Origin of the sequence: Allobosea sp. OAE752, assembly GCF_050433265.1 — a bacterium.
GTDB lineage: Bacteria > Pseudomonadota > Alphaproteobacteria > Rhizobiales > Beijerinckiaceae > Allobosea > Allobosea spartocytisi.
Window position 1 is genome coordinate 302,175 of the sequence record NZ_JBNPXO010000003.1, and the last position, 18,823, is coordinate 320,997.

Genomic DNA, 18,823 nt, shown 5'->3' on the forward strand with positions numbered 1-18,823 from the left:
GCGCTTTACGATCCCTTAACGCTGATGGATTGCCATCGCGGTGCTTGGAGTTTTTCTTGACGTGGCTCACAGCCTTGGCTATGGAACCGCCAACTCAATTTGACTTCCGGTGCTCGATGGCCGGCACGTCGCGTGTCGGCATTTTTATTTGAGCGAACCGGGGATGCAAGGAACGATTGCCATGGCCCGCCGTTGCGAACTGACCGGGAAAGCCACCCAGAGCGGCCACCTCGTCAGCCACTCGAACCGCAAGACGAAGACCGTCTTCCGCCCGAACCTCGTCAATGTGACGCTGCAGTCGGACGCGCTCGGTCGTTCGGTGCGCCTGCGCATCTCGGCCAACGCCCTGCGTTCGGTCGAGCATCGCGGCGGCCTCGACGCCTTCCTGCTCAAGGCTGCGGCCGACGACCTCTCGGTCGGCGCTCTCGGCCTGAAGCGCGACCTCGAGAAGAAGCTCGCTGCCAACTGAGCGGGTTTTCATCTCGGGTTTGAACGAAGCGGCCGCAAGGCCGCTTTTTTCGTTGGCGAATGAGGCGTCATTCTCGGGCGAAGCGTAGTGCAGACCCGAGAATCTCGGGACGAGAAGGCATCGGAACTTCATTCGGCAAGAGATGGTCGGGTCAAGCCCGACCATGACGCCCACTATGCGACCAGCTCGAATTCCAGCAGCAGCGTGCGCTGCAGGATCGAGAAATTATCGTCCGAGATCAGGGTGAGAATCGTCCGCCCCTGATCCAGATGGACAGAGAGCCCTTCCATATTGTCGATCTCAAAACCGAGATCGGCCTCGATCAGGTAGGGCCCGTCGAGCAGCGCGCCGGGCTTGAGGTCGCGCCCGGCGATTCGCCGGATCCGCATGCCGACGCCACGCCACGGCCTGTACCAGCGCTCCAGCACCAGCATGTCGCCGGAGGGCAGGAAGGCGAGATCGGTGATGTCGTAGCCGTCATGGCGCACGACCTTGAACAGCCCCGGCCGGCCGGGGCTCAGGATCACCCCCAGCGTCGGCTCGTTCTCGCGGCCGGAGCGCTCGGCGATCGCGACCACGGTGCCGGCAAGCGGCCCCGCCGGCACCACGCCGACCGCCTCCAGGCTGCGGTTGCTCGGCAGGCGCTTGACCTCGGGCGGCACCGGCAGCGAGCGCGCCCGCGCCTCGACGCCCTCCCCGGCCCAGTCGAAGCGCAGCACCTCATGCGTGCGCTCGACGCCGACATAGGCGACGCCACCGGCAATCGCGAGGCTCTCCGTGTCGAAGGAGCGCGTGCGCGCCAGCGGCCGCCCCGAGGCGCCGAGGATGGGTGCCATCTCGGCGCTCCCCAGCCCGACCGGCCGCCCAGCGTCCGAGGCGACCTTCGCCGTCAGCCAATAGCCGCGATCACTGACCGAAACGAGTTCGCGCCCATCGACGGAACGCCACAGCCCGGAGAACCCGCCGAAGCGCGGATGGCTGCAGGACAGCACGAGCCCGCCGCGAAACTGCAAGGCGCCGAAGCGCCGCTTCTCCGGGCTGCGCGGCTCGAAGGCGGCGATGCGCCGCGCGCCGATCTCGACGGAAAAGCGATTCTGCTCGATCGCTTGCGCCGCCGGTGGCAGCGCGAGCGAACCCAGCCCTGCCAGCAGGCCACGACGGCTAAGGCGCATCAGTGCAGGCGGCGCGAGCCGGAAGCGGATCCGGAAGCCGGGCCATCTTCCTCGAACAGCTCTGCGAGCTTCTCGGTCATGACACCGCCGAGCTCCTCGGCATCGACGATGGTGACGGCGCGGCGGTAATAGCGCGTGACGTCATGGCCGATGCCGATGGCGATCAGCTCGACCGGCGAGCGCGTCTCGATCTCGGCGATGACATGGCGCAGATGCCGCTCCAGATAGTTGCCGGCATTGACCGACAGCGTGGAATCATCGACCGGCGCGCCGTCCGAGATCACCATCAGGATCTTGCGCTGCTCGGGCCGGCCGAGCAGGCGCTTATGTGCCCAGTCCAGCGCCTCGCCGTCGATATTCTCCTTGAGCAGCCCCTCGCGCATCATCAGCCCGAGGTTCTTGCGGGCACGGCGCCAGGGCGCATCGGCGGCCTTGTAGATGATGTGCCTGAGATCGTTCAGGCGGCCCGGATTGGCCGGCTTGCCCGATTGCAGCCAGGCCTCGCGCGACAACCCGCCCTTCCAGGCGCGCGTGGTGAAGCCGAGCAATTCGACCTTGACGCCGCAGCGCTCCAGCGTCCGCGCCAGGATGTCGGCGCAGGTCGCCGCGACCGTGATCGGCCGGCCGCGCATCGAGCCGGAATTGTCGATCAGCAGCGTGACGACCGTGTCGCGGAAATTCACATCCGATTCCTGCCGGAAGGAGAGCGGCTGGAACGGGTCGATGATGATGCGCGGCAGCCTAGCCGGGTCGAGCGCACCCTCCTCCAGGTCGAACTGCCAAGAACGGTTCTGCTGCGCCATCAGGCGGCGCTGCAGCCGGTTTGCAAGCCTCGCGACGACGCCCTGCAAATGCGCGAGCTGCTTGTCGAGATAGGCGCGCAGGCGGGTCAGCTCCTCGGCGTCGCAGAGCTCCTCGGCCGTGACGATCTCGTCGAACTTGACCGTATAGGCCTTGTAGTCCGTCGCCAGGCGGCCGTCATTCTTGCCTTCGCGCGGGCGTGGCGCCTCGCCGGCCTCCTCGGATTCGGAGTTCTCGTCCTCCTCCTCCCAGTCGCCCGCCGGCGCGTCGGATGATTCGGAGGCGCCCTCCTGCAATTCCTCGGTCGCATCCTCGCTGACCTCGACCTCGGAGCGGTCGGAGCCGCTCTCCTGGTCGGACTCGCCTTCCTGCTGCTGCTGATCCTCGGAGGACTGATCCTGATTGTCCTCGTCCTCCTCGGATTCGTCGCCCTGCGCGCTCTGGTCGGCCATGTCGAGCGCCGCCAACATGTCGCGCACCGTGCGGGCGAAGCCGCGCTGGTCCTCGATGGTCTTCGACAGCCGGTCGAGATCGTCCCCGGCCTTGGCCTCGATCTGCTCGCGCCAGAGCTCGACGATCTTTTCGGCCGCCTTGGGCGGCTTCAGCCCCGTCAGCCGCTCGCGCACCATGAGCGCCACCGCATCCTCGAGCGGCGCATCGGCCCGGTCGGTGATCTCCTCATAGCGCCCGCCGCGGTGATAGCGGTCCTCCAGCATCGCGGAGATGTTGCCGGCCATGCCGGACATGCGCCGCGCGCCGATGCACTCGACCCGCGCCTGCTCGACCGCGTCGAAGACGGCGCGCGCCGCATCGCCCTCCGGCGCGGCGCGGCGGTGGATCGCAGCATCATGGCAGGCGAGGCGCAACGCCATCGAATCGGCGTGCCCGCGCAACACCGCGACATCGCCGGCCGTCAGCTTGCGCGGCGGCTCGGGCAGGCGTGCCCGCTCGCCGACCAGAGAAGGCTTGTCGGCGGCGAAGACGATTTCCATCTCCGGCTTGCGCGCGATGGCCTTCATCGCACCGGAAATCGCCCGCTTCAGCGGCTCGGCCGGGGCTTCCTTCGGCGTTCCGGGCTTGCGGTTCGAGATGCTCATAGCGCCTTCGTGAAATGATGCAGCGTTTGACCGGCCACCGGATAGTTCTCCATCCGACCGCACTCGCGATAGCCCAGCTTGGGGTAGAAATCAGGAGCCTGGATGCTCATCGTCGAGAGATAGACGCCATGTGCGCCATAATCCCTCGCCCGCTGCTCGGCCTCGGCCATGATGGCCGCGCCCTGTCCCGCACCGCGCTGGCTTTCGTCGATCCAGAACAGGTCGACATGGAGCCATTCCCACTTCAGCTCGCCGACCAGCCCACCGAGGATCGCGCCATCCGCATCGCGCAGGCTAATCGTCAGCGGCTTGCCGTTGCGCGGGCCGACCCTCGACTGATTATGGGCGCTCAGGCCGCGCAACACCGCGGCACGCGTCTCGTCCTGCTCGGGCTCGACCGTGATCGCGACCATCGCTCCCCCTAGCGCGAGCGCCCGTCATAGGCCGTCGGCGACAATTCGGTCGGCTCGACGCCGACGAGGCAGCGCACATTCACCGCGACCATCGGCGTGCCGTCGGGCCCATTCGCCTTGGCAAAGGATTCGATGCCGCAGCTCTCGCAGAACAGATGCTGGATCTTCTGCGTATGGAAGCGGTACTCGGTCAGCGCATCCTCGCCCTTGGTCAGGGCAAATGAGCTCGCGGGCGAGAACGCGAGAATCGAGCCACGGCGCTGGCAGTAGGAGCAGTTGCAGGTGAGCGTCTGCCCGAGATCGGCCTCGACCTCGTAGGCGACCCGCCCGCAGTGGCAGCTTCCCTGATACTGCGCCATGGCGCGCGTCCTCTCGTTAGCTCAGCACCACGTTCGCGGCGCTCTCGGGCAGTTCCTTGCCGAAGGAGCGCTGGAAGAACTCGGCCACCAGCGTGCGCTCCATCTCGTCGCACTTGTTCAGGAAGGTGACGCGGAAGGCGAAGCCGATATCGCCGAAGATCGCCGCGTTCTCGGCCCAGGTGATGACGGTACGCGGGCTCATCACGGTCGAGAGATCGCCGTTCATGAAGGCGTTGCGGGTGAGATCGGCGACGCGGACCATCTTGTTGACGATGTCCTTGCCCTCCGGGCTCTTCTGGTAGTGCTTCGACTTGGCGAGCACGATCGCGACCTCGTTGTCATGAGGCAGGTAGTTCAGCGTGGTCACGATCGACCAGCGGTCCATCTGGCCCTGGTTGATCTGCTGCGTGCCGTGATAGAGGCCGGACGTGTCGCCGAGCCCGACCGTATTGGCGGTGGCGAACAGCCGGAACGCCCCATGCGGGCGGATGACGCGCTTCTGGTCGAGCAGGGTGAGCTTGCCGGATTGCTCCAGTACGCGCTGGATCACGAACATCACGTCCGGGCGGCCGGCATCGTACTCGTCGAAGACGAGCGCGATGTTGTTCTGCAGCGCCCAGGGCAGGATGCCGTCCTGGAACTCCGTGATCTGCTTGCCCTCCTTCAGCACGATCGCGTCCTTGCCGACGAGGTCGAGGCGCGAGACATGGCTGTCGAGGTTGACGCGCACGCAGGGCCAGTTCAGCCGGGCGGCGACCTGCTCGATATGGGTCGACTTGCCGGTGCCGTGATAGCCCGAGATCATGACGCGGCGGTTATGCGCGAAGCCGGCGAGGATCGCGATCGTGGTGTCGCGATCAAAACGGTAATCCGGGTCGAAATCCGGCACATGCGGATCGGCTACCGAAAAGGCCGGCACCTCGAGGTCTGTGTCGATCCCGAAGGTCTGGCGCACCGACAGTTTCATGTCGGGCAATCCGGGCGCGGTCGTCGTCGTCATCATCGTGTCTCCGGGCGCAGGGCCTTGACCGGAAGTTGCCGGTTACCCAGTGCCGACCGAGGAGGGAGGCGGATCATCCCTCATTAGAGCGAAAGACCGGAAGCGGCAATTCGCAAAGCTGCACCCCAGCCCTCGCAAAGGGCATGCCGGCTCAGTGTCCCGGACATCTCAACGCCGCTCCCGCAGCAGCCGTTTCACCGCCGCGACGGCGCGTCCTCCGTCATCGGGCCGAAACCCGCCGGCCGGAACGGGGCGCCCGATCTGCGTCTCGACGGCGCGAGCCAGCCCCTCGGCCGTCAATGGCTCGGCGCCCGACAGCCGCAGGCACAGGGCAAGCCCGGCCCGTTCCAGCGCCTCGGCCCGGACAGCCTGCTCCGTCTCCGCCCCCGCATCGAAAGGCACGACGATGGCCGGCCTCCGCGCCGCGATCAGATCGAGCACAGTGTTGTAGCCGGCCTGGCTGATCGACAGCGCGCAGCCGGCGAGCAAAGCGGGGAAATCGGGCCGCGCGCGTTCGACGATGGCATGGTCCGGCGCCCCGGCCATCAGGCGCCCGAACGCCTCCTCCGACACGCCGCGCCCGACGAGAATGCGCCAACGCCGCGTCGCCGGCCCCAAACGCGCGGCGGCGAGAGCAAGCTCGAACAGCGGCATGGCCGCAGCCGAACCGCCGCCGGAGACGACGATTTCGCCCCTCCCCTCCAGGCCTTCATCCTGAGGAGCCATTTCGCCGGAGATGGCGTCTCGAAGGATGCTTGGAGCAGGCTTCGGCCTGTCCGCGAGATAGCCCGTATAGCGCAGCTTGGCCCTGAGCCCGGCATCGACCGGCCAGGATCGATCCAGCGGCAGGAAATCGTCCTCGCCATGGACCAGCACGGCATCGAACAGCCCTGCGATACGCTCATGCGCCTCGGCGATGCGCGTGGGCTTGGGCGTCACCAGCACGTCCCGCACCGAGGCCAGTACCAGAGCAGCCGAGTTCGCCGCCTTCGCGGCCGCAATCGCAGCCAGGAACTCCTCCGCCAGTTGCCGCCGGCCGAAGGGGAAATGCTCGGTGATGACGACGTCCGGCCGCAAACGCGCCGCCAGCGCTTCCAGCATGGCGATGCGCGCGGCCATCCGCCCGGCCTCGACTGGCCGCCCCGCCTCATCGAGCAAGCTGCGGAAATCGACGCCCTCGGTCCTGACCGGCGGCAATTGCACGAAAGCGAAGGGCTCCCCCTCCATCGACCGCAGCGTCATGCCGCCGCTGGCGAGCGTCACCGCGAAGCCGCCGCGCACCAGCGCCCGGGCCAGATGCGCCGCCCGCACCAGATGCCCGCTGCCGAGCAGATGCGTGACGACAATCAGGACCGTACCGCTCATGCGCCCTCGCCCGACGAGGCCCGCAGCATGCCGGCGATCCGGTCCAGCCCGGCGGCAGCCGAGAAGGATGTCGTCAATCGCAGGAAAGCGGCCTCCCCCAACACCGCGCGCTTCTCCGGCGAGCCGGCGAGCTCGGCCAGCGCCATCGCCAATCCATCGACATCGCCGGGCGGCACGAGCAGCCCTTCGACGCCCGGCCGCACGAATTCGGGAATGCCGGCGAAATCGGTCGCGACGATCGGCAGCTTCTGGCTCGCCGCCTCCATCACGACATTGGGCAGGCCGTCGCGGTCGCCATCTCCCGCCTGTTTGGAAGGCAGCACGAAGATGTCCGCCTCCTGCAAGGCGGCGATCACCTCGCCTTGCGCCTTCGGCCCCGCCCAGCTGATCCGGTCCGCGAGGCCAAGCGCCCGCGCCTGTTCCTTGAGCGCCTTCAGCATCTCGCCGCCGCCGATATGGGTCAGCCGCCACTGCAGCAGGCGGGGCAGTCGTGCCAACGCGTTCAGCAGATCGTCGAAGCCTTTCTTGGCGACGGCGCGCCCGACCGTGACGAAACGCACCGGATCGGCCGCATCCGATCCATCACGCACCGAACGGGCGACGGGCGCTGGAAAGCGCGCGAGGTCCAGCCCGTGATAGACCAATGCGACCTTGCCGGGCGGATCGGAGAGCCGCTCCAGCTCGCCATGCCCATCCTGCGTGCAGGTGACGCCCCAGGCGGCATCAGCGATCTTCTCGCGCTTCTCCCAGTCGGGCGTCGTCCAGATGTCCTTGGCATGAGCGGAGAAGGACCAGCTCAGGCCCCGAAGCATCGCCGCGTAGCGGATGACCGAGGCCGGTGTGTGCAGATAATGCACATGCAGATGCCGGATATCGGCCGGCAATTCCCGCGCCATGACGCAGGCCTGGCCGAAGCGGCGCCAGCGGTTGCGCGTGCGGTCGCGGGCGAGATCGCGCAGGAAGACCGGCAGCAGTCGCACCAGCCCCCGCCGCCGCAGCGCGGCAAGGATGCCGCGCGCCACGCGCGCCCACTCGTCATGCAGATATTCCGGCAGATAGCGCAGCGGTGCCGTGATCTGCTTGTGCATCAGATGCCGGTCAGCATCGGTCGGGTGGCGCAGCGACCAGATCTCGAAGGGGACGTCGCGCTGCTGCAATCCCAGCAGCTCCTGCGCGATGAAGGTTTCCGACAGGCGCGGATAACCTTTCATCGCGATCGCGATGCGCGGCGGAGCAGAACGGCTCATCGCCGGCCGATCAGCATGAAGCGGGTGTAGTTCTTCGTCGGCCGCGCTCCGGCGAAGCAGATCTCCGCCAATCCCGCCTGCTCGCGAAAGGCGTCGAGCGAAGGCACGCAGCTGCGATGGTCGGGCTCCCGATAATAGTCGTTCGACTGCAGCAGCAGCGGCAGCCCGGCCGGCAAGCTTGCAAGCCAGCCCGGCACGTCGTCGAGATGCTCGCAGCTCGTGTTGACGACGAGCCCCGGTGCCGGCGAAAGCGCGGCGAAATCCAGCTCCGTCATATCCGCGGTCACGGCCCGGAAGCGGCCGGTGGCGACATGGCGATGGTTCAGCGTCTCGGCCACCGGAGCGCAGGTGGGATCAATGTCGAGGCTGACGACCTGCCCGATATCGAGCCGGTCGTCGTCGAGCAGCAGCGCGCCGAGCACGCCATACCAGGCGCCGAGCACCCAGACCGGGCCATCGGGCCTGGGCAAGGTCTCGGCCAGGGCCTCGACCAGCCACTGCTTCGAGGCGATCTGCTTGTGGTTGCAGGCGATCGAGAGGTCGGGCGGCGCGCCCTTGCCGTAGAGCCGGGCGATGTCGCCGACGATACGGTTGCCCGACAGGGCCGCCATGCCCTTCAGCAGGTCGTGGAAAGCCTCGACGGGCGGTTCTGGCGTCATGGTTCGTTCGGATAGGATGAGGGCGGGCGGACCATAGAGGCGGTCATGACCCATGGATAGGGGGCGCGAAAGCCCGAGCCGGCAGGCTCAGGGCGCGGGCGGCTTCGGGGGCGCAGCGTCGGAAGCCCCCTCCGGTCCTGCCTCTGCGACCGCAGCCACCTCGCCGCCGGCCGTGGCGCCCGACGGGGCCGCCGCAACGGCCGCGCTCTCCCGCTTGCGCTTGGCGATCTCGGGCGCGCTGGCGAAGCCATAGGCGATGAGGGGCTTCTCGCGCCCCTTGATCGCGATCTTGAGAGCGGTCGTGCCGGCATAGCTGCGCCCGCTCGCCCGGATGGTGTCCTCCGAGACGACGACATCGGAGAGCACCCGGCGCGTCGCCGATTCGAGCTGGCTCGCGATCATCACCGTCTCGCCGACCGTGATCTCGCGCCGGCCGAGATTGTCGTTCCCGACCGCGCCGGTGATGGCGTTGCCGGTGTGAATGCCGATGCCGATCCTGAGCGGCAAAGGCAGCGCGGCGCCGAACTCGCGGTTGAGCGCCTCGACGGCGCGCACGATGTCGGCCGCGGCCGCGATCGCCGCCTGCGCGGCCCTGGCCTGCGAGCCCTCCAGGCCGAAAACCGCCATGAAGCCGTCGCCATAGAAGGCGTCGATGCGCCCCTCATGGGCGGTGATCGCCTGGCCCATCTCGTCGAAGAAGCGATTCAGCAGGCCGATGAGCTCCTGCGGCAATTGCCGCTCAGACAGGGCGGAGAAGGCCCTGAGATCCGCCACCACCACGGTCAGGTCGCGCTTGCCCATGGTCGCGTCCGGCTCGAGGCCGCGCCCCGGCGCGGCGTTGAGGCGCGAGGCGAGCAGGATCTGGACCTGGAGATCGTCGCGCGGCCGGATCTGGCATGCCAACCTGACGCGATCGGGCGCCGAGATTCGCCGCAGCAGCTTGGCCTCGTTGGCCGTCGGCGGCGGCAGGGTGTCCGCGCCGTCGATCACCAAGACGCGGCAGGTGGCGCAGCGCGCCCTGCCGCCGCAGAGCGCCGCATGGGGAATGCCGAAACGGCGGAACATCTCCAGCACGGTCGGGCCCGGAGCCAATCGCCGCGTGCCGTGCCCGACGAAGCGCATCGTGATCTGCCGCGTGGTCCGCACCCTGATCTCGCGCGCGCCGACGAACAGCACGAAAGAGCCGACGAGGCCGTAGAACAGCCCCTTCGCCCAGGTCACGTTGAAGTCGAACATCGACTCCTGCGCCTGGCTGATCCGCTCGGGCGGCAGCGCCATCTGCAGCGCCTCGCGTGCGCCGACCGCGAAGCCGATCAGCGCCAGCAGCGGTACCAGGATCGCCGCCAGCAGGAAGACGTCGCGCCAGTGCCGGTAGCTGTCCCGCGAGCGCAGCAGGAAATGGATCCCGATCATCCCATGCGTCCAGACCAGCAGAAGCAGGAGGGACTGCGACAGGGCCAGGCGCGGCCACAGCCGCCGCAGCATCGAATGATAGCTCTCGTCGACCTGGAAATAGGCCCCCATCACCCGCGTGCTGATGATGTGATCGACGAGCAGCAGCGGGATCGCGAGGCCGAGCGCGATCTGGAGCATCTCCCGGACCGGCATCTTGAAGGTTCGGCGCTGCGCGACCCGCACCAGTGCGAAGAGCGGATGGACGATGAAAGAACCGTAGAGCGCCACCGTGCCGGGCCAGGTGTGCCAGAGCCAGTAACGCCAGTTCTGCACCGCCTCCATGGCCTGCAGCCCGAAGATGCCGACGGCGTGATTGATGAAATGCGTGGTCGCGAAAGCCAGCAGGATCAGCCCGGAAACCAGGCGGATGTCGCGGCTCCAGGACGATACCTGCTGCATGCCGGCGTCCATGGCTGCCCGCCTGGCGCCGGCGATCTGTGGCAAACTCATATGCTGGCCTGCTTCATAAAACCGGTTCGTCCTCGTGCAGCAGGACGTTTGCCAGGCGCGCCACGCGGTCGGCCAGATCCCGGCAGATGGCAAGGCTGAACTCCGGCACGGTCTGCAGCAGCTCGAAGAACAGATCCTTCGGGATCCGCAGGGCCAGCACGTCGGAGCCGGCCGTGACCTTGCCGAGGAAGCGCTTGCCGCTCAGCAGCGAGACGTCGCCGATGATGCTGCCCGCCTCCTTCTGGAAGCGGCGGCCGCCGCCGTCCTCGCGCTTCTGCGAGAACTCAACTTCACCCCGGAGGATGACATAGACCCCGTCGGGCCGGTCCTGGTCGCGGACGAGCAGCGTTCCGGCGGGAAAGCTCAGCCGCTCGCCCATCAGCGCCACGAGCTTGAGGCGGGACGGCGGCAGCTCGCGGAACAGCGGCAGTTCACGCAGGCAGGCGATATCGGTTTCGAGCGTCATGACCGTACCTCCATCCGCTGGACGTCCTCGAAGCGAGGCGGCTGCCGGCCGGCATCGTTCGCCGCCTCCGGCAAGGCTCCGGCCTCGACCGAGCCGGTCGAGCCGTGGAAGACCACCCGCAACGGAACGTCCTCGACCAGATTAGCATCTCCCACAAGAAGAAACAGCGTCATGCCGCTGCAATAGCCGCGCAGGCGGGCGACGATGCCGGCGGGATCGTCCGATATCGCCAAAAGCCCGGTGACGTCGAGCACCGCGATCTGCGGCGCCTTGATCAGGGCCTGCATCAGCGGGATCGCCTGGCGCAGCCGCGCCGGCAGATAACGCCCCCGGATGCCGCTTTCCGTGTCGAGCCCCAGGCGATAGAGCGCGCCCTCGAGCCCGGCGCGCGACAGCGCCCGATGGACCACATCGGCGACCTTGCGCTCGGCATCGACCACCCCGTAGCCGATACGGCCGAACAGCAGGTTGTCGCGCACGCTGGCGCCGAACATCACCTTGTCAGGGTCGTAGAAATCGACATCGTCCACCGCATTGGCCGGCAGATGCTTGCGGAAGCTGGCGCGGGCCCGCAGAATCCGCCTTTGCAGGCGCTGGTCGATCAGGTTCAGCCTGTGCTTGGGCTCGATATAGCCGAGTGCAAGCGCGACGAGATCGCGCTCGCTCTCCTGATCGAGCGGCGAGCGCATGTCCTGCTTCGCCAGGATATCCGAAAGCTCGCCCAGCCGCTCCAGCTCGAAATTGGCCCCGAAGGAATAGCGCTCGAACAGCGCGTGGCCCTGCGGCAGCCCTGCGAAGATTTCGACCACGGTCGCGACGATCCGCGCCCCGATCTCCGCCAGCGGCTCGATCAAGGCCTCCGCCTTCAGGATCGCATGGGCATAGGGCTCGAACAGCAAGGTCGCATTGTCGAAGCGCGGCGTCGTCCGCGTCCCGAAGATCAGGTTTTCCGCCACGCTCGCATTGGCGTTGTAGCGATCGGCGACGAAGGGCTCGATCAGCTCGCCGAGATCGGTGCGCGCGAGCTCGTGGGCGACCGCGCGACGCGCCTCGATCAAGCGCTGCGTCCCCTCCTCGCTGAGCGGCGGCATCACCTTGCCGCCAAGGCCGAGGCTGTAGACGTCCTCGGTGCAGCCCAGCACGTCGAGGAGCTCGCGCACCCGCTTGGCGAGCGCGCCCCGGTCGCCCAGGCCCGCGCCGTCGTAATCGGTCCAGTCCGCCTCGAACGGAAAGGGCGAATTGCCCGAGCGTATCGCCTCGACGAAGTGGCGATGCTCGGCCGGCGTGACCGCACCCACCGGCTTCAGGGCCGGGCGGTGCCGCTGCAGCGGCAGCAGGATGTTGTCGCGCATCGACCCCGCGATGATCTCGGCCTCGTCGCCGGCATAGCCGATAATGTGGCTCGCACGCTCGACCGACATGGCCGCGAGCGGCTCCCCGTCGATCAGGACGCGGCCGGTATAGTTGGTGGCCTGGCGGCCGAGGATGCGCCCGAGCACATCCTTGCCGCCGCCATGGGGCCCGACGACCGCGACGATGCCGGGGCGTGGCACGCCGAAGGAGAGCGGCGTCAGCAGGGGCTGGCCGCGATTGTCGAGCAATTGCAGCGCCTCGACCTGGACCTCGCCGGTCGCCGGCAGCGGCGCCACCGCCTTCTCCTCGTCGAGCACCAGCGTGTCGTCGCTGTTGAACTGCGAGATGACCTGATCGTATTTGATGGTGACGTCGTTGCGCTGCTGGTCCCAGTCGATCAGTTCCTTGATCGGCGGTGGCAGGTCGCGATAGGCGGCGATCACGGCGACGAGCTGGCCGATGTCGAGCCGCCCCTGCAACGCGAAATAGCCGCCGATCGCGTAGAAGAAGAACGGCGTGACCTGAGCCAGCAGGTTGTTCAGGAACTTGACCGCGAATTTGCGCTTGTAGAGCGCGTAGCGGATGTCGAAGAGACGCCCGAGCCGCCCGGCGATGTCGGACTGGACATAGGCCGTCGCGCCATGCGCCTGGATCATCGGACCGGCATCGACGATCTCGCCGATGCGCCCGGCGAGCTGGCGCGAGACGATCTGCCGCTGGCGCCCGAGCCGAAGCTGCTCGCGCCGCAGGATCGGGATGATGATCGCCTGCGCCAGAACGATCAGCAGCGCGATCGAGCCCAGCCAGAAGCTCTGCGCCATGATGAAGACGAGCGCCGTCAGTGCCTGGCTGAGCAGGAAGACCGGCTGGATGAAGGCGTCGCCGACGAAGCTGCCGACCGGCTCGACCTCGTCCTTGATCATGCTCGCGATCTCGGCCGGCTTGACCGCCCGGATATCCTCCGGCCGGAAGCGCATGAGCTGGCTGAAGAGGTCGTAGCGCATGCGCCGCAGCATGCGCTCGCCGAGGATGCCCTTGCGCACGTTGATGACGTATTTGAAGGCGCCGTTGATCAGGACGAGCAGCAGGAAATAGCTGGAAAGCCCGATCAGCAGGCCGAGCTGCCCGACCTGGAAGCCCTCGAACAGCTTGACGCTGGCGCCGCCCAGCCAGGACGGCAGGCGCAGCGTGAGGTCCATCAGGGTCGCGGTGGTGTGGCCGCCCTTGAAGGCGCCGCCCTGGATCGCGTCGTTGACGATGCGCTTGGGAACGTCGAACGAAGCCCAGTTGAACGGGATCGACACGAGGATGATCGCCAGGACGACGATCTGCTCGCCGCGACTCTTCTGCCAGATGTAGCGGAAAAGGTTGGGCTCCAAAGGAGACGATCCTGTTCGGCGCGGACACGCGCCCGATTGTATTATGCCCCGCAGACCGCACCCCGCGGGTGTCCATATATGGTTAGTACGCGGTGCTGTACAATGTGCGTCGGTTAGCGGCGAAAGCGTGGATCGGCGACGGGGCCGGTCGCATGCGGGGGGATATATGGGCGATCTTGCCGTCAGGCATCGGCTCGGGCGCGCGGCGTTGCTGTCGCTGCTCCTGCTCTCGGCGGCGCAGCCCGCTGCGACGACACCCCCGACCGATCCGGCCGACCTCGTCCTGACCGATGGCTTCGAGCAGCGCGGTTTCGCGCCCGAAGGCGGCCTTTTCTACAAGGACAACCCCGAACAGCGTGGCGGGCAGGTTGTTTTCGGCACGCGCTCGCCCTTGCGCGGGCGGGGCGAGCTGACCCTGACGGCGATGCCGTCCTGCGATCCGCGCGCCAAGGCATGCAGCGAGCGCGCCGAAGTCTGGGAGCGCCCGGAGGTTCTCGCCCCCTACTCGCGGACCGTCTGGTACGGCTTCGCCATGCGGCTGAACGATCCGCTGCCGCAGGATGATCGCAGATATGTGATGGCGCAGTGGAAGCGCGAGATCCTGCGCGACGCGCAGGGCGACTTCTCGCCCTTCCTGGCTCTGCGGCTCTACCGGGGCCGTCTCGGCTTCACCGTCGAGACCGACCTGGTCGAATCCTATCCGATCGGCGGCCCGCAGCGCCCGCAAGGCTGCCTGCCCGGAGAGGCGCGCGTGCTCAGCCGACCGCAGGTCCACCAGACACGGGCGCTGGTCGCCATCGAAAGCGGCTCGGTGCCGGAGGAATATCCCTCCTATTTCGGCGCCTGCGCCCCCGGAATCCGGGTGACGCGCCATGCCGACCTGCCTGCGGCCCAGAAAGGCTGGATCGATTTCGTGGTCCGCTCGCAGCCCGGCCCGTCCGGCGACGGCCATATCGAGATTCTGGCCGACGGCATCCCGATCGTCACGGTCAAAGGCCACATCGGGCACGCGGCACCAGGCCTCGACCGTAATCAATATTTCAAATTCGGTCCCTATCGCGCCCCGAACGTACAGCCCTGGAGCATCAGCTACGACGATTTCCGCCGCGGCCCGCGTTGCAGCGATGTCATCCGCGCCGGCCAATGTCCGTCCGAGTGATCCGGCCTGCCGAAAGCCATTGGCAAGACGGAACTTTCGACGTCTAGTGACGTCAGGTGAGGGTAAGGACCTCCCGAGGGGAAGTACAAGTTCGGTTCATGGACATTCTTCGCGTCAGCGATCTGCGTATCGGTTTCACAGTCCACGGCCTCGCCCGCGACGTGGTGAAGGGCGTCGGCCTGCGTGTTCCCGCCGGCAAGACGGTCGCGCTGGTCGGCGAATCCGGCTCAGGCAAATCGGTGATCTCGCAGGCGATCATGGGGCTTCTGCCGCGCGCGGGCTCCGTCACCGGCGGCGAGATCCTGTTCCGCGACCCGCTCGCGCCCGACGCCGTGATCGACATCGCCGCCCTGCCGCGGGAAGGCCCGGGCATCCGCGCGCTGCGCGGCGGCCGCATCGGCATGATCTTTCAGGAGCCGATGTCCTCGCTCTCGCCGGTCCACACCATCGGCAACCAGATCGAGGAAGCCCTGCTCCTGCACCGCCCGATGCCGAAGGCGCAGGCGCGCGAGCTGATCGAGGCGATGCTCAAGCGCGTCGGCTTCAAGAACCCGCATCGCGCCTCCGGGCTCTACCCCTTCGAATTGTCCGGCGGCCTGCGCCAGCGTGCCATGCTGGCGATGGCGCTGATCTGCCAGCCGGCGCTGCTCATCGCCGACGAGCCGACCACCGCGCTCGACGTCACCATCCAGGCGCAGGTCCTCGACCTGATGCGCGATCTCCAGGCCGAGATGGGCATGGCGATCCTGCTGATCACCCACGATCTCGGCGTCGTCGCCAACATGGCCGACGAGGTCGTCGTCATCTTCCACGGCGAGATCATGGAGCGCGGCCAGGTCGAGGACATCTTCAGGCGCCCGCGCCACCCCTATCTGAAGGCGCTGCTGAAAGCCTCGCCGCATTTCGACATGCAGGAGGGCGAGCGGCTCGTGGCCCTGCGCGAGGCCCGGGCCCGTCCGCCCGCCGCGGCGAAGCCAGCGCCCGCGCCGGCCGCCGATGCGGCTCCGCTCCTGCGCGTGCGCAACCTGAACAAGACCTATGTCACCGGCTCGCGCGGCTTCTTCGGCAAGGGCAGCCTTTCCGTCGTCAAGGCGGTCAACGATGTCGGCTTCGATATCCGCCGCGGCGAATGCCTCGGCCTCGTCGGCGAGAGCGGCTGCGGCAAGACCACCGTCAGCAAGATCGTCATGCGCGCCGTCACCGCCGATTCCGGCGAGGTGATCTTCGATGACGGCCATCGGCGGACCGATGTGCTGGCACTCGAGGGCGAGGCGCTGCGCGCTTTCCGCCCGCGCGTCCAGATGATCTTCCAGGACCCGGTCTCGTCGCTCTCGCCGCGCATGACCGTGAAGAGCATCCTGCGCGAGCCGCTGGTCATCCACGAGCGCGGCGAGGCGCCCGGACAGGCCGAGCGGGTCAAGGCGCTGATGCAGGATGTCGGCCTCGATACCCGCTTCCTCAACCGCTATCCGCATTCCTTCTCCGGCGGACAGCGCCAGCGCATCGGCATCGCCCGCGCGCTCGCGCTCGATCCCGACCTCATCATCTGCGACGAGCCGGTCTCGGCGCTCGACGTCTCAGTCCAGGCGCAGATCCTCAACCTGCTGAAGGACCTGCAGGCCGAGCGCGGCCTGACCTTCCTGTTCATCTCGCACAACCTCGCGGTCGTGAACTACATGGCCGACCGCATCGCGGTGATGGCCAACGGCCGCATCGTCGAGCTCGCGCCGCGCCACACGCTGTTCACCCGGCCCGTCCATCCCTACACCAAGGCGCTGCTGCGCTCGGTGCCCTTCGCCGATCTCGACCGCAAGCTCGACTTCAAGCTGGCCGCGCCCGGCGGCGCCTCGGACGATAGCGGCTGGGGCAGCGCCTTCAAGCACGGGGCGGACGACCGCGAGCTCACGCACCTGGCCCTCGGCGACGGCCATTATGTGCTGGCGCGGCCGAATGCCGATGTGAAGGAGCTGGTGTCGTGACGAAGCGCCGCCTTCCTCCGACGCGCCGCTCGGCGCTGCTTCTGGGAACGGCCACCGCCGCCGGCCTCGGCCTGCCGCGCGCCTTGCGCGCCGCGCCCGAGCAGCCTCCCGTCCAGCCTTCCTCTGCCCAGGCTCCCGCCGCCCAGACCCCTGCCGCGATCGACAGCCCGTTCTTCGCCGACCGCGTGGCGGCCGGCGCGCTGCCCCCGGTCGGCGACCGGATTCCGGACGTTCCGCGCGTCATCGACATGGCGAGCCTCGGGCGCAGGGCCGGCCGGCACCGTGGCAATATCCGCCTGCTGATGGGCGACCAGCGCGACCTGCGCATGATGACGCTCTATGGCTATACGCGCCTGGTCGTCTACGACGACAAGCTCGAGCTCGTCCCCGACGTGCTGGAGAGCTTCAACGTCGATGAGGGGCGCATCTTCACGCTGCGCCTGCGGCCCGGGCATTGCTGGTCGGACGGATCACCGCTGACGAGCGAGGATTTCCGCTACTGGTGGGAGGATGTCGCCAACAACAAGCGCCTGTCGCCGGGCGGGCCGCCTCAGGCGCTGTTCTCGGCGGGCGAACCGCCGGTCTTCGAGATCGTGAGCGAGACCGAGGTCCGCTATAGCTGGAAGGCGCCCAACCCGATCTTCCTGCCGGCTCTGGCCGCCGCCCAGCCGACCTATATCTTCATGCCCTCGCAATATCTGCGGCAATTCCACGAGCGCCACGCGCTGAAGCAGGAGCTCGCCGCGAAGATCAAGGAGAACCGGGTTCGCGACTGGGGCGCCCTGCACGAGCGCAACTCCCGCATGTACCGGCCCGAGAACCCCAAGCTTCCGACCCTCGAGCCCTGGCGCAACACCACGCCCCTGCCCGCCGAGCAGTTCGTTTTCGAGCGCAACGCCTATTTCCACCGCATCGACGAGAACGGCCGGCAATTGCCCTATGCCGACGAGGTGACGATGACGATCGGGACGAGCGCGCTCATCCCGGCCAAGGCCGCGGCCGGCGAGGCCGACCTGCAGGTGCGCTACATCCGCTTCGACAACTACACCTTCCTCAAGGAAGCCTCGAAGCGGATGAATTTCGAGGTCAAGCTCTGGAAACGGGCCGAGGGCGCCTATTTCGCGCTGCTGCCCAATCTCAACGCCATCGACCCCGTCTGGCGCGACCTCAACCGCGACGTCCGCTACCGGCGGGCGATCTCGGTCGCGATCAGCCGGACCGACGTCAACAAGGTGATCTTCTTCGGCCTCGCCCGCGAAAGCGGCAACACGGCCTTGCCGGAAAGCCCGCTCTACGACCCGGCCCTCGCCTCGCTCTGGATCCAGCACGATCCCGGCCTCGCCAACCAGCTCCTCGACGAGATCGGCCTGACCAAGCGGGACGATGACGGCGTGCGCCTCCTGCCCGACGGGAGACGGCTCGAATTCACCATCGAGACCGCAGGCGAGAACACCGAGGAGACCGACATCCTCGACCTGCTGAAGCAGAACTTTCTCGATGTCGGCATCAAGATCTATCCGCGCTCGAGCCAGCGTGACGTCTTCCGGCGTCGCATCGTCGCCGGGCAGACGATCATGTCGGCCTGGGCCGGCATGGACAACGCGCTGGTCACGCCGGAGATGGAGCCGGACGCGCTCGCCCCGACCTCCACCGCCCAGTTCCAGTGGCCGCGCTGGGGCCAGTTCATCGAGACCAATGGCCGCGAAGGCGAGCGCCCGTCGCTCCCCGAGGCGAACGAGCTCGTCAGGCTCTACAACGAATGGCGGATGAGCGTGACGACGGCGCAGCGCCGCGAAATCTGGCAGAAGATGCTGCGGATCAACGCCGAGCAGCTCTTCACCATCGGCGTCATCAACAGCACGCTGCAGCCCATCGTGGTGTCGCGCGACCTCAACAACGTTCCCGATCACGGGCTTTACAGCTTCGAGCCCGGGGCCTTCCTCGGCCGCTACATGCCAGACACCTTCTGGTTTCGTAGAAAGAAAGACGGCGAGGGCTGA

At 67.6% G+C, this 18,823-nt stretch carries 15 protein-coding genes; 4 read left to right on the top strand and 11 right to left on the bottom strand.

Translation table 11 applies throughout. The features are described from left to right. Positions 1 to 181 precede the first annotated feature (181 nt). Positions 182 to 469, top strand: coding sequence for a 50S ribosomal protein L28 (gene rpmB / locus GGC47_RS10590; RefSeq protein WP_038363751.1), 288 nt, complete (start codon positions 182 to 184; stop codon positions 467 to 469). Positions 470 to 642: 173 nt separating this feature from the next. Here rpmB and GGC47_RS10595 read toward each other — a convergent pair whose 3' ends face one another. The 11 genes from GGC47_RS10595 to GGC47_RS10645 all read right to left on the bottom strand — a co-directional run bounded on the left by GGC47_RS10595 (position 643) and on the right by GGC47_RS10645 (position 13,685). Then, complete coding sequence (locus GGC47_RS10595) at positions 643 to 1,641, bottom strand: esterase-like activity of phytase family protein (RefSeq protein WP_142022054.1); 999 nt, start codon at positions 1,639 to 1,641, stop codon at positions 643 to 645. Then, on the bottom strand, positions 1,641 to 3,539 hold the full coding sequence (gene cobT / locus GGC47_RS10600; protein WP_038363748.1) for a cobaltochelatase subunit CobT: 1,899 nt from the start codon (positions 3,537 to 3,539) through the stop codon (positions 1,641 to 1,643). The genes GGC47_RS10595 and cobT overlap by 1 nt, the downstream gene beginning before the upstream one ends. Beyond that, entirely contained in the window at positions 3,536 to 3,952 is a 417-nt protein-coding gene (locus GGC47_RS10605; protein ID WP_142022055.1) for a GNAT family N-acetyltransferase, read from the bottom strand. The genes cobT and GGC47_RS10605 overlap by 4 nt, the downstream gene beginning before the upstream one ends. An 8-nt stretch (positions 3,953 to 3,960) precedes the next feature. Beyond that, complete coding sequence (locus GGC47_RS10610; RefSeq protein WP_142022056.1) at positions 3,961 to 4,311, bottom strand: GFA family protein; 351 nt, start codon at positions 4,309 to 4,311, stop codon at positions 3,961 to 3,963. Between the two features lie 16 nt (positions 4,312 to 4,327). Continuing rightward, complete coding sequence (gene cobS / locus GGC47_RS10615; RefSeq protein ID WP_185747962.1) at positions 4,328 to 5,311, bottom strand: cobaltochelatase subunit CobS; 984 nt, start codon at positions 5,309 to 5,311, stop codon at positions 4,328 to 4,330. 168 nt (positions 5,312 to 5,479) lie between these two features. Continuing rightward, positions 5,480 to 6,676, bottom strand: a complete 1,197-nt coding sequence (locus tag GGC47_RS10620) for a glycosyltransferase family protein (RefSeq protein ID WP_142022057.1) — start codon at positions 6,674 to 6,676, stop codon at positions 5,480 to 5,482. After that, entirely contained in the window at positions 6,673 to 7,923 is a 1,251-nt protein-coding gene (locus GGC47_RS10625; protein ID WP_142022058.1) for a glycosyltransferase family 4 protein, read from the bottom strand. The genes GGC47_RS10620 and GGC47_RS10625 overlap by 4 nt, the downstream gene beginning before the upstream one ends. Then, entirely contained in the window at positions 7,920 to 8,582 is a 663-nt protein-coding gene (locus GGC47_RS10630) for a hypothetical protein (RefSeq protein WP_038363740.1), read from the bottom strand. Before GGC47_RS10630 ends, GGC47_RS10625 begins: the two co-directional genes overlap by 4 nt. Before the next feature lie 87 nt (positions 8,583 to 8,669). After that, entirely contained in the window at positions 8,670 to 10,487 is a 1,818-nt protein-coding gene (locus GGC47_RS10635) for an adenylate/guanylate cyclase domain-containing protein (RefSeq protein WP_142022059.1), read from the bottom strand. Positions 10,488 to 10,500: 13 nt separating this feature from the next. Continuing rightward, positions 10,501 to 10,953 carry a Crp/Fnr family transcriptional regulator gene (locus GGC47_RS10640; protein ID WP_038363736.1) on the bottom strand — a complete coding sequence of 151 codons (453 nt, stop codon included), beginning with the start codon at positions 10,951 to 10,953 and terminating at the stop codon, positions 10,501 to 10,503. Then, positions 10,950 to 13,685 (bottom strand): ABC transporter transmembrane domain-containing protein, encoded by a 2,736-nt coding sequence (locus GGC47_RS10645; RefSeq protein WP_051988122.1) that lies wholly within the window; start codon positions 13,683 to 13,685, stop codon positions 10,950 to 10,952. Before GGC47_RS10645 ends, GGC47_RS10640 begins: the two co-directional genes overlap by 4 nt. 166 nt (positions 13,686 to 13,851) lie before the next feature. On the opposite strand from GGC47_RS10645, the gene GGC47_RS10650 reads away from it, so the two are divergent. From GGC47_RS10650 to GGC47_RS10660, 3 genes are all read left to right on the top strand, one after another. Further along, complete coding sequence (locus tag GGC47_RS10650) at positions 13,852 to 14,844, top strand: heparin lyase I family protein (RefSeq protein ID WP_142022060.1); 993 nt, start codon at positions 13,852 to 13,854, stop codon at positions 14,842 to 14,844. Positions 14,845 to 14,942: 98 nt separating this feature from the next. Beyond that, a complete protein-coding gene (locus tag GGC47_RS10655) occupies positions 14,943 to 16,823 on the top strand; it encodes an ABC transporter ATP-binding protein (protein WP_038363734.1) in 1,881 nt (626 codons plus the stop codon). Between the two features lie 83 nt (positions 16,824 to 16,906). Continuing rightward, positions 16,907 to 18,823: an ABC transporter substrate-binding protein gene (locus tag GGC47_RS10660; protein ID WP_370954660.1), complete on the top strand. Its 1,917-nt coding sequence runs from the start codon at positions 16,907 to 16,909 to the stop codon at positions 18,821 to 18,823.

What these genes read in the sequence shown, in the direction of transcription:
- rpmB (WP_038363751.1), top strand. Translation starts at nt 182, where the DNA reads ATGGCCCGCCGTTGCGAACTGACCGGGAAAGCCACCCAGAGCGGCCAC.
- GGC47_RS10595 (WP_142022054.1), bottom strand. Translation starts at nt 1,641, where the DNA reads ATGCGCCTTAGCCGTCGTGGCCTGCTGGCAGGGCTGGGTTCGCTCGCG.
- cobT (WP_038363748.1), bottom strand. Translation starts at nt 3,539, where the DNA reads ATGAGCATCTCGAACCGCAAGCCCGGAACGCCGAAGGAAGCCCCGGCC.
- GGC47_RS10605 (WP_142022055.1), bottom strand. Translation starts at nt 3,952, where the DNA reads ATGGTCGCGATCACGGTCGAGCCCGAGCAGGACGAGACGCGTGCCGCG.
- GGC47_RS10610 (WP_142022056.1), bottom strand. Translation starts at nt 4,311, where the DNA reads ATGGCGCAGTATCAGGGAAGCTGCCACTGCGGGCGGGTCGCCTACGAG.
- cobS (WP_185747962.1), bottom strand. Translation starts at nt 5,311, where the DNA reads ATGACGACGACGACCGCGCCCGGATTGCCCGACATGAAACTGTCGGTG.
- GGC47_RS10620 (WP_142022057.1), bottom strand. Translation starts at nt 6,676, where the DNA reads ATGAGCGGTACGGTCCTGATTGTCGTCACGCATCTGCTCGGCAGCGGG.
- GGC47_RS10625 (WP_142022058.1), bottom strand. Translation starts at nt 7,923, where the DNA reads ATGAGCCGTTCTGCTCCGCCGCGCATCGCGATCGCGATGAAAGGTTAT.
- GGC47_RS10630 (WP_038363740.1), bottom strand. Translation starts at nt 8,582, where the DNA reads ATGACGCCAGAACCGCCCGTCGAGGCTTTCCACGACCTGCTGAAGGGC.
- GGC47_RS10635 (WP_142022059.1), bottom strand. Translation starts at nt 10,487, where the DNA reads ATGAGTTTGCCACAGATCGCCGGCGCCAGGCGGGCAGCCATGGACGCC.
- GGC47_RS10640 (WP_038363736.1), bottom strand. Translation starts at nt 10,953, where the DNA reads ATGACGCTCGAAACCGATATCGCCTGCCTGCGTGAACTGCCGCTGTTC.
- GGC47_RS10650 (WP_142022060.1), top strand. Translation starts at nt 13,852, where the DNA reads ATGGGCGATCTTGCCGTCAGGCATCGGCTCGGGCGCGCGGCGTTGCTG.
- GGC47_RS10655 (WP_038363734.1), top strand. Translation starts at nt 14,943, where the DNA reads ATGGACATTCTTCGCGTCAGCGATCTGCGTATCGGTTTCACAGTCCAC.